The organism is Mucilaginibacter sp. 3215 (assembly GCF_050433785.1).
GTDB lineage: Bacteria > Bacteroidota > Bacteroidia > Sphingobacteriales > Sphingobacteriaceae > Mucilaginibacter.
On the sequence record NZ_JBNPWO010000005.1, the window covers coordinates 262,314 to 283,895 of the forward strand.

Genomic DNA, 21,582 nt, shown 5'->3' on the forward strand with positions numbered 1-21,582 from the left:
CCTATCTTTTCAACAAAACAAAAGATCCATGCCCGAAGCTCATCCCGAAAAAAACAAATTAGGCCTGTGGACCAGCACCTCGCTGGTGATTGGCAATATGATAGGTGCAGGCATTTTCCTGATGCCAGCGGCTATGGCTTCGTTCGGGAGTATTGGTTTGCTGGGCTGGGTGTTCTCGGCAATAGGCTCGTTCTTTTTAGCGAAGGTTTTCAGCAACCTGAGCAAGCTTCTGCCCCATGCTACCGGCGGGCCGTATGCCTACACCCGCGACGGGCTGGGCGATTTCATTGGATTTTTAGTGGCCTGGGGATACTACCTTGCTGTGGCCTGTGCCAACGCTGCCATTACTATCTCGTTTGTGAGCGCCTTAAGCACCTTTTTTCCAATATTGGGAAGCAGCAGTGTTATTGCTGTGATTACCGGTTTATGTTCTATCTGGCTGTTAGCCTATATCAATACATTGGGCGTTGTTACCGGCGGCAGGTTGCAATTGGCTACCACTATTTTAAAGGTGTTGCCACTGCTGCTGGTAGCAATCGGCGGTTTGTTTTTCATTAAGGCAGCAAACTTCAGTCCTTTTAACGCCAGCGGGACAGGCATAGTCAGCGCCCTGCAGGCAACCGCTACCATGACCATGTTTGCGTTTATTGGTATTGAAAGCGCCACCGTTCCATCGGGCAGTGTGGCCAATCCCGAAAAAACGGTAGCCAGGGCAACCATGCTGGGGCTGCTCATCACCACCTTTATCTATATACTGGGGAGTGTAAGCGTTATCGGTATTATTCCGGCGGCGCAGCTGCAAAAGTCACTTACACCTTATGCCGATACCGCGGTGATCATCTACGGCAGCAGCGCCCGCTACTGGGTAAGCGCAGGTATTGCCATCGCCGCTTTCGGCTCGCTGAACGGCTGGACGTTATTGCAGGGGCAAGTGCCTTATGCCATTTCAAAAGATCAACTTTTCCCGCCGATATTCAGCCGCACTAATAAAAAGGGTGTACCTTATATGGGTATTATCATCAGCAGTATCATGGTATCGCTGTTTATGGCCATGAATTATACCAAAGGCCTGGTAACACAATTTAAATTTCTGCTGCTGCTTTCGCTGTTGAGCGTTTTGATCCCCTATTTGTTATCGGCAGCGGCTTACCTGGTTATCCGGGTACGAAAAAGCCCAAAGGCAGGGGGCTGGGCCGGAGCTATAGCACTGGCTATGCTGGCTTTTGCCTATGCGCTTTGGGCTATTGCGGGAGCCGGGCAGGAAGCTGTGTATTACGGCTTTTTACTGCTGATGGCCGGGATCCCGTTTTATGTTTGGGCCGCATTCACAAAAAATGTGAATTAGTCTTTTTTAAATATTACAAAGCCCCTGCCTTGATCTCGTCAACTACTGCCGGATCAAGCAAAGTACTGGTATCGCCCAGGTTTGAGGTATCCCCCTCGGCTATCTTGCGCAAAATGCGGCGCATGATCTTGCCCGAACGGGTTTTTGGCAAGCCGGTTACAAACTGGATCTTATCCGGTTTGGCTATCGGGCCAATGATACGTGATACCGTCATGATGATATCCTTGCGGGTAATGTCCTCATCGCCATGCTTATCAGGGCTCACCACATAGGCATAAACACCCTGGCCTTTAATGTCATGCGGATAACCTACCACCGCCGATTCGACCACGCTGCTATGCATGTTGATGGCATTCTCCACTTCGGCAGTACCTATACGGTGACCGGATACGTTCAATACGTCATCCACGCGACCGGTAATGCGGTAATAGCCATCCTCATCGCGCAGACAGCCATCTCCGGTGAAATACATGTTTTCGTAAGTGGCGAAGTAAGTGGTGCGGCAGCGCTCATGATCGCCATAAGTAGTACGCAGCATACCCGGCCACGGAAATTTGATACACAGGTTGCCGCTTACACCGTTGCCTTCAATCACTTTGCCGTTTTCGTCAACCAAAACAGGTTGTACGCCTGGTAACGGTAAGGTAGCATACCCCGGTTTGGTTGGGGTAATACCGGCGATAGGAGAAATCATGATACCGCCATTTTCGGTTTGCCACCAGGTGTCAACAATCGGGCAGCGGTTTTTGCCGATATTGTCATCAAACCAATGCCATGCTTCCTCATTGATAGGCTCACCTACGGAGCCCAATTTTTTAAGCGAGCTCAGGTCTTTATTATTTACGTTATCCAGCCCAAAACTCATCAGTGAGCGGATAGCTGTTGGCGCGGTATATAATATGTTTACTTTGAATTTATCTACAATCTCCCAGAAACGACCGCAATCAGGGTAAGTTGGGATCCCTTCAAACATCAGCGTAGTAGCGCCCTGCGAAAGCGGGCCATATACGATATAAGAGTGACCGGTGATCCAGCCGATATCGGCAGTACAGAAATATACCTCGCCCTGGTTGTACTGAAATACATTGGCAAAAGTATAACCTGTATAAACCATGTAGCCGCCGCAGGTATGTACCACCCCTTTGGGTTTACCGGTTGAGCCAGATGTGTAGAGGATGAAGAGCATATCTTCGGCATCCATCACTTCCGCAGGGCAGCTTGGGTTACCTTGTGTTTCCACTTTTTTGATCTCATCTTCCCACCAAACATCGCGGCCTTTGATCATGGATACCGGCGTACGGCTGCGGGTAAGCACAATAACTTTTTTAACCGAGCGGCATTGTACCAAAGCATCATCAATCACGGTTTTAAGCGGAACTTCCTTATTGCCGCGCTTGCCGCCATCGCAGGTGATCACGATAGTACATTCAGCATCATTGATCCTATCGGCGATGGACTGTGCAGAAAAACCACCAAACACCACCGAGTGGATAGCACCGATACGCGCGCAAGCCAAAACAGCAATAGCCAACTCGGGGATCATGGGCATATAGATACAAACACGGTCACCTTTTTTTGCGCCGTTGTTTTTAAGTACGTTGGCAAACTGGCAAACCTTATCATGCAACTGGCGGTATGTTAAAATGCGGTGATCCTCTTCCGGGTCGTTAGGTTCCCAGATGATGGCCGGTTTATCGCCAAGAGTTTCGAGGTGACGGTCGAGGCAGTTTTCGGTTATATTGAGTTTTGCACCCTGGAACCATTTGATCTTAGGCTCCTTAAAGTTCCAGTCCAGTACGGTGTCCCACTTTTTTTGCCATAAAAAATTATCGGCAATGCCGGCCCAAAACTGCTCGGGCTGCTCAACACTTTGCTGGTAAACTTTTTTGTACTCTTCAAATGATGTAATTTTCATCGGTTGGTTGTTTGGTTGATGAAGCTGTTCCGGGTTTAAATTGTTTGTTTTTGTTCCTCCGTACCAAGTTTCATGCTGGTTTAAATGGTGGGCGTAATTTAATAATTTATGTGTGATGTATATATTAAAATTCTATCTTTTTAAAATATTTTAAAAAGCAATTATTGGACTAATTGTGGGCTCCGTTTGTTGTTGTTCCCGGCCGCGTGCGCAGGCAGCGTTAGGGATAGCAGTGTAAAGCCCGCAGCGAACGAGAGGGAGCGTAGGGGCCAAGCGAGGACTTGCAACGGAAAGCCCGGGCCGCAGGCAACGCCCATGTTATAAACCCGATTGGGAGGGCTATCTCCTTGCATTGGATACCCGGCATGTGGGGCACCGATAAATCCGGCATGGCTTCCTGTTTTGACTGGCCAATAATACACAACCGAATATGCTATGATAATGCGCACAGCCGCCTAAAATTTTGTTACTTTTGCTCATATTGCTATACTAATTTATGAGCGAAGAAAGATCACTGAACTTTATAGAGGAAATTGTTGAAGAAGATTTGGCTGCCGGTAAAAACGACAACCGTGTACTTACCCGTTTCCCGCCCGAACCTAATGGTTACCTGCATATTGGTCATGCCAAGTCAATTTGCCTTAACTTTGGTTTGGCAAAAAAATACAATGGCCTTACCAATCTCCGTTTTGACGATACCAACCCCGTTAAGGAGGATATTGAATATGTTGACAGTATTAAGGAAGATGTAAAATGGCTTGGCTTTGATTGGGCCAATGAGCTTTATGCTTCTGATTATTTCGATCAGCTGTATGCCTTTGCCGTTGAACTGATCAAAAATAACCTGGCCTATGTTGATGACAGCACAGCCGAAGAAATAGCCGCCCAGAAGGGTACACCTACCGAACCAGGCACGCCAAACCAATACCGCAGTCGCTCAGTAGAAGAAAACCTGCAGCTGTTTGCCGATATGAAAGATGGCAAATACCCCGACGGCGCGAAAGTACTGCGTGCAAAGGTTGACCTCGCGTCGCCCAACATGCACCTGCGCGACCCATTGATGTACCGTATTAAACACGCTCATCACCATCGCACAGGCGATAAATGGTGTATTTACCCCATGTATGATTTTGCTCACGGGCAATCGGATGCTATTGAAGAGATCACGCACTCTATCTGTACGCTGGAGTTTGTACCTCACCGTCCGTTGTACGATTGGTTTATTGAAAAACTGAATATTTTCCCTTCAAAACAGTACGAGTTTGCCCGCTTAAACCTTAACTATACGGTAATGAGCAAGCGTAAATTGCTGCAACTGGTTACAGAAGGCTATGTTGATGGCTGGGACGATCCGCGTATGCCTACCATCAGTGGTTTACGTCGCCGTGGTTATACTCCTGCTTCTATCCGTGAGTTTTGCGAGCGTATTGGCGTTGCCAAACGCGAAAACATGATAGATGTTGGCTTGCTGGAGTTCTGTATCCGCGAGGACCTGAACAAAACCGCATGGCGCCGTATGGCTGTGCTTGATCCGGTTAAGCTGATCCTGGATAATTATCCTGAAGGCGAAACCGAAGTAATGCACGGCGAAAACAACCCTGAGGTTGAAGGCGGCGACGGCGGCAGGGATATTCCATTTGGCCGTGAGTTGTGGATAGAGCGTGAAGACTTTATGGAAGTTGCTCCTAAAAAATTCTTCCGTTTAGGTATCGGGCTGATGGTTCGCCTAAAAAATGCTTATATCATTAAAGGCGAAAGCATTGTTAAAGATGCAGATGGTAATATCACCGAGATACATTGCAGCTACCTGCCCGAATCAAAATCAGGCCATGATACCAGCGGCATTAATGTAAAAGGCACCATCCACTGGGTGAGTGTTGAACACGCCAAAACTGCCGAAGTAAGGTTATATGACCGGTTATTCCAGGTTGAAGACCCTTCAAATGAGGATGGCGACTTTAAAGATTATATCAATCCTAACAGCCTGCATGTATTGTCAACAGTATACATTGAGCCCGACCTGGTTAATGCCGAGTTAGGCAAGCCGGTTCAGTTTATGCGTAAAGGTTATTTTACTTTAGATAAAAACTCGACTCAGGATAAACTGGTGTTTAACCGCACCGTTACATTGAAGGACGGCTGGGGTAAAAAGTAATCACCCCTGGCCCCCCTTAAAAAAATCATGTCATTGCGAGCGTAGCGTGGCAATCGCACGGAAGCATATCCGCCCTGTATAGCATGCGATTGCTTCGTCGTTCCTCCTCGCAATGACATGTTTTTTGTGTTCCGGATACCCGTGACGACAACAACGGCATAGCCTTAAGCTTTCTGCATTCAGCTTTTAGCCTTATAAAGTTATTCCCCTTTAAACTCCGCTTTCCTTTTTTCCATAAAGGCTGCTACGCCTTCTTTAAAATCATTTGTGCCGAAGCATTTGCCAAACTCGGTTATTTCAGTTTCATAGCCATTAATACCATCGGTATAAGCGGCATTAATGCTGCGGATGGCTGCCGCGAGGGCTAAAGGGGCGCGGGATAATATTTTATTCAGGATCTCTTCGGCTTTAGTTAATAGTTCTTCGGGGTTAACTACGTGGGTAACCAGGCCATATTGAAGGGCATCACCCGCGGTGATCATATCGGCAGTCAGGATCATTTCCATCGCTTTGCCTTTACCAACCAGTTGGGTAAGGCGTTGTGTACCCCCATAGCCGGGGATCAGCCCCAAAGTAACTTCGGGCAGGCCCATTTTGGCATTGTCAGATGCTATGCGGATGTGGCAAGCCATGGCCAGTTCGAGCCCACCGCCCAAAGCAAACCCATTTACCGCTGCTATTACAGGCTTGCTGCCGTTAGCTATTAAATCAAAAACTTCGGTGTGGCCTGTACGCGAAAGCTGTGCACCTCCTTCAATATTCAGCGCTGCAAACTCACTGATATCTGCCCCGGCAACAAATGCTTTTGGTCCGGCTCCGGTAATGATGATACCACCTACCTCCGGATTTTGGAAAGCCAGGGTAAAAGCGCTATGCAGTTCGGCCAGTGTATCTTTATTAAGGGCGTTTAGTTTGCTTTCGCGGTTAATAGTGATTAATTGAACGCGGCCCTTGTTTGTAATCAGCAAATTTTGAAATTCCATAGGTATTAGAAATTGCGGTGTTCATGTACCCAACCGGTTATATATTTTACAATATCCTGCGTACTGGTGCCGGGCGGAAAAAGTTCGCCAACACCCAGTTTTTGCAGCTCGAGCATATCTTCATGCGGAATAATACCACCGCCGGTAACCAAAACATCATCCATTTTTTTCTCTTTAATGAGATTAATGATGCGCGGAAATACCGTCATGTGCGCACCCGAAAGTATAGAAATGCCAATGGCATCGACATCCTCCTGCAGGGCAGTGTTTACCACCATTTCGGGAGTTTGGCGTAGCCCTGTATAAATAACTTCCATACCTGCATCGCGCAGCGAAGTGGCAATAATGCGCGCGCCGCGGTCATGGCCATCGAGCCCTACTTTGGCAACTAAAACACGGATTGGTCGGTTAAAGGTATTACTCATGAATAACCTATTGGTTTTTGTAAAAGTAATAAGAAAATTATGGAAGTTGTTTGTGTTTATTATAGGCTGTTTAAAACGATAGTTTTTGAATGTAGAGATGCATAATTGCATCTCACACGTGCAATTTACGGCAGCTGAGGTGCTTTTGAAATCGGCTTGTCCTTCGGAGACGCAATTATGCATCCCTACAATTTTTCTCATTTTTAAGCAAGTTCTTTATAATGGCTTGATCTTAAGTTGGTTTTTTGGTCGATTTATAAATATGGGCGTTGCCTGCGGCCCGTGCTATCCACTCATACTACACGGGCATTAGCCACAAGGCCGGTATCCGCTCCTATCACTAACGCGGCAACGCACACCATCGCTATGTATCTTAAAACCTGTTTAAATTTGACGAATATCGTTTACAGGTAGATAAAACTTCATTGCCGTTGGTTTTAACCAACGGAATAAAGCATTCACAACAAGAGGCCTTCTGCCCAAATCCGCTTGCATAATTAGGCTAAAGCCATGAGTTTTCGGCTCTTAATCCGTTGGTTAAAACCAACGGCAATTAATATTCTTCATTCTTAAACAGCTTCTTATACGTCATCATGGTTCTTTCCGGAAATTTCCCCGATCGTTATTCAGAAAGGTGGTAAGTATCATTGCTTAATAGCCGGCAAATTTTTCACCGCCTTTAGCAATGCTGTCTCTGTAGCGGCATTCACATTCACCAGGTAAAACAGCTTAGCCCCCTTTGCGGCTGCCCATCGCCATTCAAACTCATTGATTGATTTCATGTTACCATTATCAAACCACCAGGCAGCATAAATCTTATCCTTTGCCTTGGTAAGCACTCCTAAATAAACCTGCCGACCGGCAATTACTTCCTTTTTTATCGTACTGAATACATAGCCGCTTCCCTGCCAGCAAATCATGGGGTCATGTTCGGGGCAATAAAATGGAGAGGGTTTCACATAAACCAGCGCACCGGTATTTTCAAATTTAATTACCCCGCTTTCCAATACCGATTTTTTATAACCGGGTAAGGATACGTTACTTACGCTTTTGTCCTCCAGGTCATCTATCGATTTGATGTTTATAATTATTACAACTAACGCAACGGCCAATACAAGGTGTATCAGCGGAAAGCGCAGTTCATCCGGCGCCAGCCTGATGGTTTTATAAAACCGCGAATCGATGTATGGTTTTTCGGTGCGTTTCAATACGAAAGAAGAAAGGAACAATAAAGGCAATACCACGTAAATGAGCAGGCAGATAATCCCGGTCAGGTCATGCATCGTAGTATCCGCCGGTATTTTAAAAAAAACCAGCAGCAGGATGCGGCAAAGGTTGCACAGGATGTTTAACGCAAAAGTAAACACCAACAAAAACAAGATCCACACCAGGTGCAATTGCTTTGCCGCCTGCCGCTGGTAATGAGCTATTATAAACAGGCAGATCATGAACGAGGTGGCAAGCATATGCAAACCTGCGCAGGCCTGATCCACAGAAAATTCGAAACCTTTAAGCCGGATGATGTTGCCTGCTGCACTGGCTTCCATTCCCATACTTGCAAACAGAGAGGCTGCTACTTCACTGAGCCAAATTCTTAAAGGGAAACTAAAAGTATTGCTGATATACTCAAATGCCGGCGAAATGAGCAATAACAACAGGAACAATACCAGGCTTATTTTTCCTTTTAAGTTCTCAAAGAAAAGCAGTGCAGAAAACAGCAAGGCCAGGAACAAATTTGTTTTAACCGGAAAATAAATGGCAACTGTTGTAAAAACAATGGCCGGGACGAGGTGCCTTAGTGAAAGGCCCCCGCGCTTTACCGTGCAGATATAAGGCAGCAGCGCCAGGCCAAGCACCATATTGGCATCCCACTTAAAATAAATGATACCTAACCTCGCTGCAATGCCAATGTATATTAACCAGCAACTATTGATGATTAGCCTGCTGCCGGTTAATTTAAATGAGATATACTCCTGCAAATTATAGCTCCGGCTGAACATGCTTGCTCTTGTATACTAAGAAATTTATCACCGCTATTACAACCAGGATCAACAACCACTCCCCGGGTTCGGGTACTGCGCCCGATGATTTTGCGGAAGCGTTTTAAAGGCTGTTCTTATTTTCATCAATCCCGAAGCGTTCATAATCTTTTTGAGTTTCGAGTACAATAAGGCTCGAAACAGGCGAGGCTATAAAAGCCTGGTTAGCCTCATCGATAATATCCGGCTGCACATAGGTTTTATCAAAATAATGCGGACCAACCTTTTTCATAATATCGTTATAAGCAAACAGGCGCAGCAGGTGGTCAGGCGCATTGCCTGCTTTTAAAGTATCGCCAGTTTGTTCAATAACTAAACCCGATTGGGCGAGCACTACATGGGTTGAATCTTCCTGCGAATGGCTAAATTCATGTTTTGTGAGCTTACTTTGCAGCGTTGCTACATCTCCTTCGTTATAAGTAAATACCCGCATCTCTTTCAATGCCTTTAAATAAGGCGTTAGGTTGGTGCCGATATTGTATAACTGCAATTGTTTTGCACCCGGCAGATAGCTGGTTAACGCTTTGCCAAACTCCGATTCGTCAAGATCGCGCAGGTTAGGAGAGGTTTCGGCGCATTTGGTAATCAGCAATGAACTTTCGGGGTGTTTGATCTCATTAACCGGGAACATACTAAAGTTAAGTTTGCCCATCCTGCTGTAAACGCTTCCGAGGTTATCTTCAGTTAATGTTTCCAGCTTGCCATCGTAATAGTAAACTTTTTTGGTTTTGATGGCCGGCCAAAGCTCGCCCAGTTCGCTGGCCGACCAGCTTGCATTAAGGTCGAGGTAGACGGCTTCCGGGTTAAAGTTTGTGGTTTGAGGCACATAATCTTTCAGCTGATAGCCTTTACCTGCAAATGCGAACGGCATATCGGCAAGCGGCGGGGCTTTAAACGTGATCTGCTCATCCGGTTGATAAGGCCGGTCGGCAGTATAAACGCCCCCGCTGATCTCGTCAAAGTTTGGCATGTTGAGGCTTTCAGGTTTCTTCGAAAAAGATACCTGGATGGCTTCGGTTGCGTCTTCGGGCGATGGGCCATCGAAATAACTGCTTTCATAGGTAAGCATATCGCTTTGCTTGCGCAGCGGACTGGTGATTCCCACCCTGAATTTGCGGTTTTCTTCTGGCGTACATGGAAAAATTCGTGCCGTTACAGTATTGCCCTCCTGCCAGTGAACCACCGATGGGTCATGCTGTTCAACACCCACAATCTCACGATAAGCCGATTCGGCTTTACCTTTAGTGGTTAATCTTGATTGCTGTTCTTTACCGTCTATCCATAATGATAAAGAACTAACAACCGAACCCTCCGGAACATGGAATGTATAGATGGCTTCTTGTTTGCCCGCCCAGGCCCGTACTCCACCTTTTTCGGTGTTATGTACGGTTAGTGTTTTTTCGGTATAAGCTAAGCGGTATTCCGGAAAGATTTTAACATTGGTGATCACGTTAGCCGTTTTTAGCTTATCCCCGCTCCAAAGCCGCTCCTGTGCCTGGTGCCGTGAATCATACATGGCTTCCAATATTTTTATGCGCTCGGCTTCGTCAAGGTTTAAGTCGCCGCCAAACAGGCTTGCTATCACTATAAAAGGATCATGCTGCTTGGGTTCATCAAATGATGCTTTACGCCAGCCGCCCCAAAACCAACTGTCGTTAAGGTTTGCGGTTGTGTACACAATGCCGGCTTTAATGATTCGTTGTGCTATGGCGCTTTTAGGAATAGTTTGACCGACCACTACCCAGGTTGGCAACTTACCTTCAGATAAAGTATTATGATTGATGGCCAGATCAACCTGATTGCTAATACTTTTCCATTGCCATATAAAAATACTGCATGCCAAAACCGGAACCAGTAAGCCTGCGCCCAATGCCATTTTTAAGGAGTTGTTGCCCCTTACTGTTTTTTTAATGGTGATAAACGTTACTATAACCAAACCCATCGGCACAAAAACATGCAGCGAAAGCCCCAGCGCGATAGCTGCAAAAATGCCGATGAGATACATGGAGGTAAGGTATACGCTGTAGTAAACAAAAAGCAGGAAAGCCATCCCCAGGAAAAATGTCACCACGTGTTTCATTTTTGAACTGAGCTCATTCATAAATACAGAAAGTATAATGCTGATTGTGGAGATACAGATAACAACCGACAGCCAGGTAACCGAAGTGTTGAAAACAGGGATGCTCAGGTTAAGTGCGAACGCGCTGATGAACCAAAGTGCCAGGAGGAGCACCCAATAATGTAAGCGTCTGAATCCTTTATATATCACCACAAAGAAAAACACAAGTGAGGCGGAATAATTGAAGCAAAAAGCACCAAAAGCAGTTCCTTCGGTAAGTTCAAAAAGGCCGGACCCCTCCATAAGGAAGAATCCGGCAGATATAGTGATTAGGATTAGGCCAAGTTTAACAACACTATCTTCAGATAAAATTGCTTTAAGGTTTTTCATATTTTATAAATTAAAAGTACTTTGTATTTCAAAGTTTATAGATAAAAAAAATTACAGTTTTTGTTGTTTGATCAAATTTTCGAGGGCAAGGAGGTGCAATTTGAAGGCTGCCCGGCCTTTTTCGGATGCCAGGTAACGTGTATTTGGTTTGCGGCCGATGAAAGTTTTCTCCACCTGGATGTATTCTTCCTTCTCCAGCGCTTTCAGGTGCGATGCCAGGTTACCGTCGGTAAGGTTAAGCAATTCTTTAAGCGAGTTAAAGTCGTAGCTTTCATTAGCAACCAATACGCTCATGATTTGCAGGCGGATGCGGTTTTCAAAGGCTTTATCAAACTGATCTAATGATATCTTCACTTATCGTATCTAAAATGCATTACTGTACCATAAATAATGTGGAGCAGACCGAAACCCACACTCCAAAAAATTAAGCCGTAGCCCGGCATTATGGCACACAGCAAACCTAATAAAATCTCCAATATCCCCAAGCTCCTAATACCCGAATATGTATAATGACTGCCTGCAACTAACGACATGCCATAAAATATCAATGTAGCAGGGGCCACAACACCATAATAACCGCGATAAACAAGTATAAGAGTAAATAAACCGCCGCTTACCAGTGGGATTGCCATATTAATGAGCAGGCGTTTGCTGCCGGCGCTCCAAAATGGCTGACCATTTTTTTTAGCCTTGCGTACCGATAACCAGATCCCCGTGCCAATAGACAGTACAAGCACCGCAATTGCCACGATAAATAATTTTATGATCAGCAATTCTTCATTGTAAGTATGGCGCTCCCTGAGGGTAGTATACTCGCCCTGCAGCAAACTGTATCCTATGCCGGCGCCGGCGAAGGCATAGATGCCTGCCATCACACCCGAAAGGCCGCTAAGCGAAATAAACTTGGCCGAACGCTCCATCAGGTCGCGGATGGAACTTAACTCTGCATGAATATCTTGTTCTTTCATCAAAAGTACTTTGTTGTTCAAAGTTAAATATAAGATTTGAATTTGCAAGAGGGGAGGGAAGTTTTTTTAGTAAGCAATTAATAGTTTAATACCTTTTACCAATTAAACCTTCATGTCATTTCGAACGAATCGGCGGGGGTTGGGGTTAGGGTGAGGAGCACAACTGTTCGGAAGAAATAAAAAAAGCGTTGGATTGTGCGATTCCCTCCCCTGGGAGGGTGTAGGGAGGGGTTTCATCACCTTGCCTATTCCTTTGAAATAGCGGATAAACCCCTCCCTGCCACTACACATTCCTATCACACCCCTCCCAAGGGAGGGAGTTAAAAAATCTCACTCACACCATTGCTCAGCCCAGTTCCGTTCGTCGAAATGACAATTCGTTTTAAAGGCTCTCTTCAAGATACTAAGTGTCCAAGGATTTGGAATTTAATTTTCAGTATTTATTGAAAGTTTAAAATATATTGTATATTTGTTTCAGAAAACACTGAAAATTATGAAAACGCTCAAGAACCACATGATCCTGTTTGATGCAGAATGCCCGATGTGCCGGGCTTATACCGGTGCTTTTGTAAAAACAGGGATGCTTGATGCTGATGGCCGCGCCGCGTACCAGGAAGCACATGCAGGTACCTGCCCTGTTTATGACAGGCAACGGGCTGTTAACGAAATAGCCTTAATTAACCTGAAAAGCGGCGAGGTTACCTACGGCGTTAAAAGCCTTTTCAAAATAATTGCCAATACCTGGCCTGTATTTACTCCCTTATTTGCTTTTAAACCATTCACCTGGCTCATGAGCAAGGTTTATGCTTTTATATCATACAACAGGAGGGTAATTATCCCTGCTGCCGAAACCGGCTTTGAATACCAGCCTGCGTTTAAGCTGCATTATCGCTTATTGTATTTGCTGTTCACCTGGTTTTGTACAGGGTTCATCCTTACCGCTTATGCACATCTGCTTACGGGGATTGTTCCTTTAGGCAACCCCTATCGTGAGTACCTGATCTGCGGCGGGCAGATCCTTTTTCAGGGAGCTGCTATATGCAGTTTTGACCGCCGTAACCTGTGGACCTACCTCGGCAACATGATGACCATCTCTTTTGCCGGCAGCTTATTAATGCTGATGGGGTTGGTTGCAAATCATTTTTTTCAATTCGGCCCGCTGATTTACACCCTGTATTTTATGGCGGTAGCGGGATTGATGCTCCTTGAACATATCCGCCGTACCAAATTGCTTGGACTTGGCTGGGTGCTCACCGTTACCTGGATAACTTATCGTATCGTTTTATTATTACTTATTTTAAACCTTAACTGATCATGAAAGCTTATAAAAAAATCGTACTGGCCGGCGGCAACGGTTATCTCGGTACCGTGCTGGCCAAATACTACCGCGATTTGGCAGACGAGGTGATCATCCTGGCCCGCAAACAAAAACCTGTTGATGGCAATGTACATACCGCTGTTTGGGATGGTGAAACCGAAGAGGGATGGACAGTTCACCTTGCCGGTGCCGATATGCTGATTAACCTGTGCGGCAAAAATGTAAATTGCCGCTATACCGAAAAGAACAAGCAGGAGATCATCCGTTCAAGGGTGGTACCTACCGAACTATTAGGCAGGGTGATCCATAAGATGGAAAACCCGCCAAAGGTTTGGATCAATGTAACTTCTGCCACCATTTACCGCCACGCCGAAGACCGCCCCCAGGATGAGGATACCGGTGAGATTGGTTATGGCTTTTCTATTGATGTTTGCAACATTTGGGAAAGCACTTTCTTTAAAACAGATACGCCCCATACCCGTAAAATTGCCCTGCGCATGGGCATTGTGTTAGGCCGAAGCGACAGCGTTTTTCCGCGGTTGCTTAACCTGGTTAGGTTTGGCCTCGGCGGCAAACAAGGCGATGGGCAGCAATACATAGCCTGGGTGCATGAGCATGATGTAGCCCGGAGCACACAATGGCTGTTAGACCACCCCGAATTAAATGGCATATTTAACTGCACCGCTCCCGAAAGCACAAGAAACACCGATATGATGCATATCATCCGCCGGGCCCATGGCGCACCATTCGGCTTGCCCGCACCGCAGTGGCTGCTGGAAGTCGGCGCCATGGTAATCGGTACCGAAACCGAACTGATATTAAAAAGCCGGTGGGTAATGCCCAAACGCTTACTGGATAGCGGGTTTATATTTCAATACCCAAAAGCGGAGCATGCGGTGCATGATATTTTGAGTTTGAAGAGGTAGCGGGTTGCTCATGTGTCAACGCGTGATGTTACTCGTTTGACGCCGTCCAACGTCTCTGACTTCAGATGGCTGTGCCTGTAGTCTGAATAAATAAGGGTTTTTTATGGTTCATAGATCATAGTTGATGGTTCATAGATTTTTCGTTATTGTTCTATGACTGAATAAGAATAACAACAGATATTACTGAACATAGCGTAGTTACAAAGTACAAACACACGGATTCGAGATCGGTGACGTCGAACAGCAATGCATTTGTTACAGGGTCATATCATTCATCAAAACGATAGGCCCGAAAAATTATGTTTTTTGAGTAAAATAGTTCGTTGCCTAAAAATGGGATTTCACGGAGATTCAATGCTGGTTCTATTTTACTGTAATTCCAATATAAATAACGTGGTAAATTGATGTGTTTTTTATTTTGGAGATAGATGATGATACATTTGATATCGTTTTTGTGGCCATAAAAAGATGAGCTGTATCCTTTTATTTGGTTAGTTATATCTTGGTTTTGCCAAAACATATAGTCTTTTAAAATGATTTTATTTTCGGTAATTATAATCCCATAACGAATAGTCGAGATCGTTTCTATAGACTGTGCCGAAAAGTAGCCAAACATTAATAGTCCGGCAAGCATTATTCCGGCTCCGGTTAAAAGACCTTCATCTTGTATAATTTGCGGTACGGCGAGTAAAAATCCCAATAAAAGTGAGCAGAAAACAATACTTATTATCAATAAGCAGAAATATAGCGGATAGTTGAATTTTGTTTCAAAAATTGGCATGTAACAATATAAAAAACCTTGGTTAAGGTAATAATTTTAAGCCTGCTTCAGCCAATAATATACTTCGCTATTCAAAGTCAGCGGCCTCGAACATCGGCTACTCCTTTTACCATTGTCTATGGACTATCGACCATGGACTAACTAAAATTACTTGAGCCAATGGTATACGATAAAGCTCGCCGTATAAGCCAGCGCGGTCATATAGGCAAACTGGGCAGCGGGCCAGCGCCAGTCTTTGGTTTCGCGGTAAACAACGGCTACCGTACTGGCACATTGCATGGCGAAGGCATAAAACATCATGAGGGAGAAAGCCACAGCCAGGGTAAATACCGGCTCTCCGGTTTGCGGATTTTTAGCCTCGTGCATTTTTTGTTGAACCGATTGCATCTTATCGGCATCGCCCTCCACGCTGTAAATGGTGGCCATGGTGCCCACAAATACCTCGCGGGCAGCAAAGGAGCTGATAAGGGCTATACCTATCTTCCAATCGAAGCCAAGGGGTTTAATAACGGGTTCAATAACATGGCCAAACACGCCGGCGTATGAGTTTTCCAGTTTTTCGGATGCGATAACTTTAGTGAGGCTATCCGGCGTCATGGTTTTGGTGTATTGGGGCTGGGCGTATTGTTTATCTATCTGCGCAAACCTGTCGCCGGGGCCGTATGATTTCATTACCCACAATATCACCGAAACAGCAATGATCACTTTACCGGCCTGCAGTACGAACGTTTTTGAACGGTCATACATGGTAAAGATCACGTTTTTCCACCTTGGCATACGGTACACGGGCAGTTCCATAATAAAATAACCGCGTTCGCGGGCTTTGAGGATAAACTTCATTACAAAAGCCACAATAACCGCCGAAAAGATGCTGAGCACATACATGGCAGTAAGCGCCAGGCCTTGCAGGTTAAAGATCCACCAAACGTTGCGGTTGGGTACTACCAACGCAATCAGCAGGGTATAAACCGGTAAACGGGCCGAACAAGCGACCAACGGGGTAACCATAATGGTGATCATCCTGTCTTTCCAGTTTTCGATAGTACGGGTACTCATGATAGACGGTACAGCGCAGGCAAAACCGCCGATAAGGGGTACTACTGATTTGCCGTTAAGCCCTACCTTGCGCATCACCTTGTCCATCATAAAAGTAACGCGCGACATGTAGCCTGTATCTTCCAAAATGGAGATGAGCGCGAACAGGATGGCGATCTGCGGGATAAATACCAATACCCCACTCAGGCCAGCTAATACCCCATCTATGATGAGGCTGCTCAGCGGACCGGCAGGTAGTATTTTAGCAGCGCCGGCCTGCAGCCAGATAAACAGGTCTTCGATGAGCGACATCGGGTAGGCCGACCATGAAAAGATAGCCTGGAATATGAACAGTAAGATGGCGAAGAAGATCACAAAGCCAAATACTTTATGGGTAAGGATCTTATCTATCTTGTTGCTTATGGTTTCGTCGTGAGCCGTTTCAGCTTTTTTAACCGTATCGTAAAGCAGGTCGTTGATGAAGTTGTAACGGGCAATGGTTTCTGTAGCCTGCGCCTTTTGCGAGTGGAAAGAATGCTCCTGCTCCAGTTGTTCAATCCGGTCGCTCTCGGCAGTTGAAAGATAGCTCAGCGTTTCGTGCTGGTGGGCAAGCTGCAAGGCTACATATGGATTTTCAACCTGCATCTCCCCTTTTATCTGTGCGATAATGCCTGGGGCGATGCTTTCAATATCAATAGTATCTTGTTGCAGTGGTACGCTGTTGGCAAAAGCAATGGCGCTTTTAAGCTTGTCAATGCCGGTATTTTTCCTGGCGGAGATCGGAACTACCGGAACGCCCAGTTTTTTGGCAAAAAGATCAATATTGATTTTGATGCCTGCCTTGTCCGACACGTCTACCATGTTGAGCGCTACCACTACGGGGATCTTGAGGTCCGCAACCTGGGTATAAAGCAGCAGGTTGCGTTTTAAGTTGGATGCATCAAGGATCACCACAACCAGATCTGGCACCATGCCTTTTGATTTATCGGCCAGTACCGAAAATACGATGGATTCGTCTTTACTTTTGGGATAGATGCTGTAAGTACCCGGAAGGTCAACTATTTCGGCCGTGCGGCCGTCAGGCAGGGTACAAAAGCCTGTTTTTTTATCAACAGTAACCCCCGGAAAGTTCCCGATTTTTTGATTTAGCCCGGTTAATATATTAAAGAGAGTTGATTTACCGGTATTTGGATTTCCTACAAGTGCAACTCTTATATTGGTTTTCAACGCTTACAAACTACTGCAAAATGATGGTGGATGCTTCAAACCTGCGTAAGCTAAGCTGGTAGCCTGATACGCTGATGGCAATAGGATCGCCAAGAGGGGCGATGCGTGAAATGCGGACCTCTTCGCCGGGTAAACAGCCCATCTCCATCAGTTTTACTGACATTTCAAGATCGGTAAATTCCTTTACAATACCAGTTTCGCCTATTTCCAGTTGTGACAGCTTCATCATTTATAATATAAAACGTAGCAAATGTAAGCTTATTTATATTAAATCCAAATAAGATTTGCTATGATGTGCGGATTTTAAATGTGCAGGTGATTTTTGATTTGTAAATGACAATTCGAGATGCAGTTGTGAGGATTTAGATCTGCAGATTCCGGATCGGCAAAGCATATATTGGGTGCCTTCACTGACACAATTATGTCAGTGTTCAATTTTTAAAAAGGGAGTGTTCAACGTTTAATTTCTAAAAAAAAGCAAGTAGCTGATTATCAATGATGATGTGTTCATGTTGGGTGCTTTGCTAATAGTTAATAAAATTAAGTAGCTGATTATCAGTAGTGTTTTTTTTGAAAATAATTGCAAGTGTTTACACCTTAAAAAGTTGAACACCCGTAAATTGAATAGTAAATGTGCTTTGCTGATATAGATTTACCTGGCTAAGCCATCATTTGCACTTCTGCACATCTGGAGTCGGCGGATTTAATTTTCCCGAAACGCGGACAGCCGCAACCCTTATGGAAAATGCCGCATGATGAACCTGCCGTTAAGAGTAGCACGCCCAATAAAATGACCAGTTTATTTTTTTTCATTTTTTTCCAATTGCCTCAACAGTTAGCATTACACTAAAAATCCCCATACAAGCTCCAAGCACATCGCAAAAAAGATCGTTCCAGTCGCCGCTGCGCCAGGTGAAAACAGATGCCTGCAGCACTTCAATAAGCCCTCCGAAAAATACGCTGGTCGCCCATATAGCGAATGCCCCTGTATACGTAAGTGGCCGTGGTTTTTGTTGCCTGATAATACCAAAACAAACCAGTACTATAAGGGTGAAAAATAAACCGCAGTGGGTTAGCTTATCAAAACCCTCAAAAAACATCGGCGATTTATCAACAGAATCAAGATGTATGGAGCAAATAATTAAAACAAATAAGGCCCACAAAATAGCGGGCCCATGATATTTTAAAAACAGCTTCATCTTATACGCCGATAACCGTTTTATAATCGCCGGCAGATAAAAGTGATTCAGCATCGGCAGCATTAGCTACAGTGATCTTTACCATCCAGCCTTCGCCATATGGGTCGGTGTTAACCAGTTCGGGTTGGTTATTTAATGCCGGGTTAACTTCGGTTACAGTACCGGCAACCGGCATAAACAGGTCTGATACTGTTTTTACTGCTTCAACGGTGCCAAAAACTTCGTCTTTAGCAACCTCTTTACCTAATGAAGTAATATCAACATACACAATGTCGCCCAGTTCGCTTTGAGCAAATTCGGTGATGCCTACGGTAGCTACATTGCCTTCAACCTTAATCCACTCGTGGTCTTTGGTGTATTTTAATTCAGCCGGAAAATTCATGTCGTTAAATTTTGTGTGCTCAAAAATAGTAAAACTTTGGCTTTCGCAATTATTGATATGTAAATTATAAAATCATCATTTTCTATATGGCATAGCAATGATTTATCGTTGATAAATTTGTAATTAAAACTTTCTTTCGGCAGATGCCATCCAATCCTCCAGGGCCTTCCGTTGGTCTGCGTTGTTTTGCAGCCACTTTGCTCCCGCTGTTTTATCGGCGCTTAAGCCAATTAATTTAACCGCCGTTGAAAAGCTTTGAGATTGTGACAGCTTATAAAAAAAAGCTGCATAGTAATTCCAAAAGAAGGATTGCCTGCCCGGCTTTTCGCCAAGTTTGCCAACCGCCGTAAAAATGTTTTTCAACTGGGTTTCCAGCTGACCGCCAGAAACCGAAACGGCGGTGCTTAGGGTTTTATTTAGTAACAGGGTTTCCGGATCTGCTTTGGCTGCTTTCAGGTCGCCTCCCTTTAGTAAACTTTGCAGGTTGGTATAAGCTTCGTCGGCGCGCGGGCCTTCCGGGTCGAGCAGCAGGAAGCTGCACAGGCCCATCAATGCCGGTACCCTTTTGTTTTGGTGGAAAGTTACCAGCCCGTATAAGCGTTGGCTATTAGCATGTTTAGGATCGAGTTTAATGGCTTCAATGGCAGCCAGCTCGGCATCGGCATATTTTTGCGCGCGGAAATAGGCTATCCCCAGGTTAAAATACAGCGGCTGATACCCCGGCTTCAATTTGATCCCCTCTTTATAAGCGTCGATGGCCTGTTGGGGTTGACGTGCAGTATCATAAATGCTGCCCATTAATTCATAAGCAGGCCCAGTTAGGTCGCCGCCTGTTTTTATCACTTTGTTGAGATAAGGTATCGCTTCTGTTCCCTTACCCGATGCATTGAGACTGAAGGCCAGCTGATAGTTGGCCTGCGCGTTATCTGGCTCGGCGGCAAGTGCCTCTTTATATTTTTCAATAGCCGCCGAATAATTTTTTTCGCTGTTAAGCCTGATGCCTTCCTTTATTGTACTGTTAATATCAACATTTTGAGCGCCTGCCAACCCTGCGCTAAGCACGAGGGCCATAATGAACAAGCATTTTTTCAACAAAATCATATTTAAACATACTAATTGTGCTAACTAACAGAAAATTTTAAAACTTTAATCAATACCTGCTGTATAATTTCTAATTTTCGCATTCGTTTAGTGTGAGATAAATTTATTTATGAGATTAGTGTACAAAAGCCTGGTAGTGTTTGCTGCCCCCCTGTTACTGTTAGCCTGTTCATCCAAAAATAAAAATAAAGACCAATCGCAGTCGCAGGTTGCCGCCAGGCCGCTTGATACCACCGCGTTGCTGGCCTACAATCCTAAAAATGCTGATAAAAAGATAGACGCCGTAATGCAGGAGCTGCACCGTACCCGCGGTTTTAACGGTAATGTGCTGGTGGCAAAAAAAGGAAAAATAGTTTATGAAAAAGCCATTGGCTGGGCCGACTACCTGCATCGCGACAGCCTGAAGATCGGTTCGCAATTTGAGCTGGCTTCGGTAACTAAAACTATGACATCAACCGCCATCCTCCTGCTGATGGAACGCGGCAAATTGAAGCTTGACGATGATGTTAAAAAGTTTTTTCCTGATTTCCCGTACGATGGCGTAACTATTCGCCTGTTGCTCACCCACCGCTCGGGCATGATGAACTATGTATATTTTATCGATGATATATACCGAAAAAACCACTTGAACCAGCGCAAAGGACTTACCAATGCTGAGGCTATGAAAATGATTGCCGATTATAAGCCAACGCGCTTCAACGAGCCCAATAAGCGTTTCCTGTATAACAACTCCAACTTTATGGTGCTGGGCTCCATCATTGAGAAAGTGAGCGGAATGAGCTATGCCCAATTTATGCAGGAAAATGTGTTTAAACCAGCCAGTATGGCACATACTCATGTTTACTCAAAGGCGGTTTATGATAAAATCCCGGTTGATGTGGTGGGGCACGATCGCGGCCAGTGGCGTTATTCGGTAGTGCAGAACTTTTTGGACGGCCCGGTGGGTGATAAAGGCATTTACAGCACGGTTGGCGACCTGTTTTTGTTTGACCGTGCCTTACGTGCCGGGTTATTGTTAAAACCGGCCACGCTTGATTCGGCCTACGTGCCGCGTAACCCGATGGTGCACGGGCATTTCAACTACGGCTACGGCTGGCGTACATTTACCGCGCCCGGCGAGGAAGTAATTTATCATACCGGCTGGTGGCATGGGTTCAGGCATATTTACCTGCGTGATATGAAACACGACATTACCATAGTATTGCTGACCAACCTGGCAAACGGCAGTTTATTAAAGCTCGATGACCTGTTTAAAGCTGCTGGCATGCCTATTGTACGTAAAAGTGCGTACAATGGTAATGGCGATACCAGTGATGATTAATTTTTTTGGTGAG

The 21,582-nt window shown here is 45.2% G+C and carries 18 protein-coding genes; 5 read left to right on the forward strand and 13 right to left on the reverse strand.

The genetic code is table 11. The features are described 5' to 3' along the window. Positions 1-28: 28 nt before the first annotated feature. Positions 29-1,345, forward strand: a complete 1,317-nt coding sequence (locus ABIC84_RS11865; RefSeq protein WP_429263691.1) for an amino acid permease — start codon at positions 29-31, stop codon at positions 1,343-1,345. A 13-nt stretch (positions 1,346-1,358) separates the two neighbouring features. On the opposite strand, the gene acs is transcribed toward ABIC84_RS11865, so the two are convergent. After that, entirely contained in the window at positions 1,359-3,260 is a 1,902-nt protein-coding gene (gene acs / locus ABIC84_RS11870) for an acetate--CoA ligase (protein WP_229701670.1), read from the reverse strand. A gap of 496 nt (positions 3,261-3,756) precedes the next feature. Here acs and ABIC84_RS11875 point away from each other — a divergent pair, with 496 nt between their 5' ends. Continuing rightward, entirely contained in the window at positions 3,757-5,415 is a 1,659-nt protein-coding gene (locus ABIC84_RS11875) for a glutamine--tRNA ligase/YqeY domain fusion protein (RefSeq protein ID WP_426583561.1), read from the forward strand. A 200-nt stretch (positions 5,416-5,615) separates the two neighbouring features. Here ABIC84_RS11875 and ABIC84_RS11880 read toward each other — a convergent pair whose 3' ends face one another. From ABIC84_RS11880 to ABIC84_RS11905, 6 genes are all read right to left on the reverse strand, one after another. Further along, complete coding sequence (locus tag ABIC84_RS11880; protein WP_429263692.1) at positions 5,616-6,398, reverse strand: enoyl-CoA hydratase/isomerase family protein; 783 nt, start codon at positions 6,396-6,398, stop codon at positions 5,616-5,618. A 5-nt stretch (positions 6,399-6,403) separates the two neighbouring features. Further along, on the reverse strand, positions 6,404-6,823 hold the full coding sequence (locus tag ABIC84_RS11885) for a cobalamin B12-binding domain-containing protein (protein ID WP_091166978.1): 420 nt from the start codon (positions 6,821-6,823) through the stop codon (positions 6,404-6,406). Between the two features lie 644 nt (positions 6,824-7,467). Then, a complete protein-coding gene (gene xrtN, locus ABIC84_RS11890) occupies positions 7,468-8,823 on the reverse strand; it encodes an exosortase N (protein WP_429263693.1) in 1,356 nt (451 codons plus the stop codon). A gap of 103 nt (positions 8,824-8,926) precedes the next feature. Next, positions 8,927-11,311, reverse strand: coding sequence for an XrtN system VIT domain-containing protein (locus ABIC84_RS11895; protein ID WP_429263694.1), 2,385 nt, complete (start codon positions 11,309-11,311; stop codon positions 8,927-8,929). A 51-nt stretch (positions 11,312-11,362) separates the two neighbouring features. Beyond that, a complete protein-coding gene (locus tag ABIC84_RS11900; protein ID WP_091166986.1) occupies positions 11,363-11,665 on the reverse strand; it encodes a winged helix-turn-helix domain-containing protein in 303 nt (100 codons plus the stop codon). Continuing rightward, a complete protein-coding gene (locus ABIC84_RS11905) occupies positions 11,662-12,279 on the reverse strand; it encodes a hypothetical protein (protein WP_354484777.1) in 618 nt (205 codons plus the stop codon). The genes ABIC84_RS11900 and ABIC84_RS11905 overlap by 4 nt, the downstream gene beginning before the upstream one ends. Positions 12,280-12,772: 493 nt before the next feature. Here ABIC84_RS11905 and ABIC84_RS11910 point away from each other — a divergent pair, with 493 nt between their 5' ends. After that, positions 12,773-13,591 carry a DCC1-like thiol-disulfide oxidoreductase family protein gene (locus tag ABIC84_RS11910; RefSeq protein WP_429263695.1) on the forward strand — a complete coding sequence of 273 codons (819 nt, stop codon included), beginning with the start codon at positions 12,773-12,775 and terminating at the stop codon, positions 13,589-13,591. Positions 13,592-13,593: 2 nt separating this feature from the next. Continuing rightward, positions 13,594-14,523: a TIGR01777 family oxidoreductase gene (locus ABIC84_RS11915; protein WP_429263696.1), complete on the forward strand. Its 930-nt coding sequence runs from the start codon at positions 13,594-13,596 to the stop codon at positions 14,521-14,523. Between the two features lie 268 nt (positions 14,524-14,791). Here ABIC84_RS11915 and ABIC84_RS11920 read toward each other — a convergent pair whose 3' ends face one another. From ABIC84_RS11920 to ABIC84_RS11945, 6 genes are all read right to left on the reverse strand, one after another. Beyond that, positions 14,792-15,223, reverse strand: coding sequence for a hypothetical protein (locus ABIC84_RS11920; RefSeq protein WP_429263697.1), 432 nt, complete (start codon positions 15,221-15,223; stop codon positions 14,792-14,794). A gap of 228 nt (positions 15,224-15,451) precedes the next feature. Beyond that, on the reverse strand, positions 15,452-17,566 hold the full coding sequence (feoB, locus tag ABIC84_RS11925; RefSeq protein WP_429263698.1) for a ferrous iron transport protein B: 2,115 nt from the start codon (positions 17,564-17,566) through the stop codon (positions 15,452-15,454). Between the two features lie 10 nt (positions 17,567-17,576). Then, the gene (locus tag ABIC84_RS11930; protein WP_090532383.1) at positions 17,577-17,792 is read right to left on the reverse strand and encodes a FeoA family protein; all 216 of its coding nucleotides are present in this window, start codon (positions 17,790-17,792) and stop codon (positions 17,577-17,579) included. Positions 17,793-18,375: 583 nt separating this feature from the next. Next, positions 18,376-18,765 carry a VanZ family protein gene (locus ABIC84_RS11935; RefSeq protein WP_426583575.1) on the reverse strand — a complete coding sequence of 130 codons (390 nt, stop codon included), beginning with the start codon at positions 18,763-18,765 and terminating at the stop codon, positions 18,376-18,378. 1 nt (position 18,766) lies between these two features. After that, positions 18,767-19,147: a glycine cleavage system protein GcvH gene (gene gcvH, locus ABIC84_RS11940; RefSeq protein ID WP_176625936.1), complete on the reverse strand. Its 381-nt coding sequence runs from the start codon at positions 19,145-19,147 to the stop codon at positions 18,767-18,769. A gap of 123 nt (positions 19,148-19,270) precedes the next feature. Then, positions 19,271-20,218, reverse strand: a complete 948-nt coding sequence (locus tag ABIC84_RS11945) for a tetratricopeptide repeat protein (protein ID WP_429263699.1) — start codon at positions 20,216-20,218, stop codon at positions 19,271-19,273. A 139-nt stretch (positions 20,219-20,357) separates the two neighbouring features. Here ABIC84_RS11945 and ABIC84_RS11950 point away from each other — a divergent pair, with 139 nt between their 5' ends. After that, positions 20,358-21,569 carry a serine hydrolase domain-containing protein gene (locus ABIC84_RS11950; protein WP_129568956.1) on the forward strand — a complete coding sequence of 404 codons (1,212 nt, stop codon included), beginning with the start codon at positions 20,358-20,360 and terminating at the stop codon, positions 21,567-21,569. The last annotated feature ends 13 nt before the right edge of the window (positions 21,570-21,582 follow it).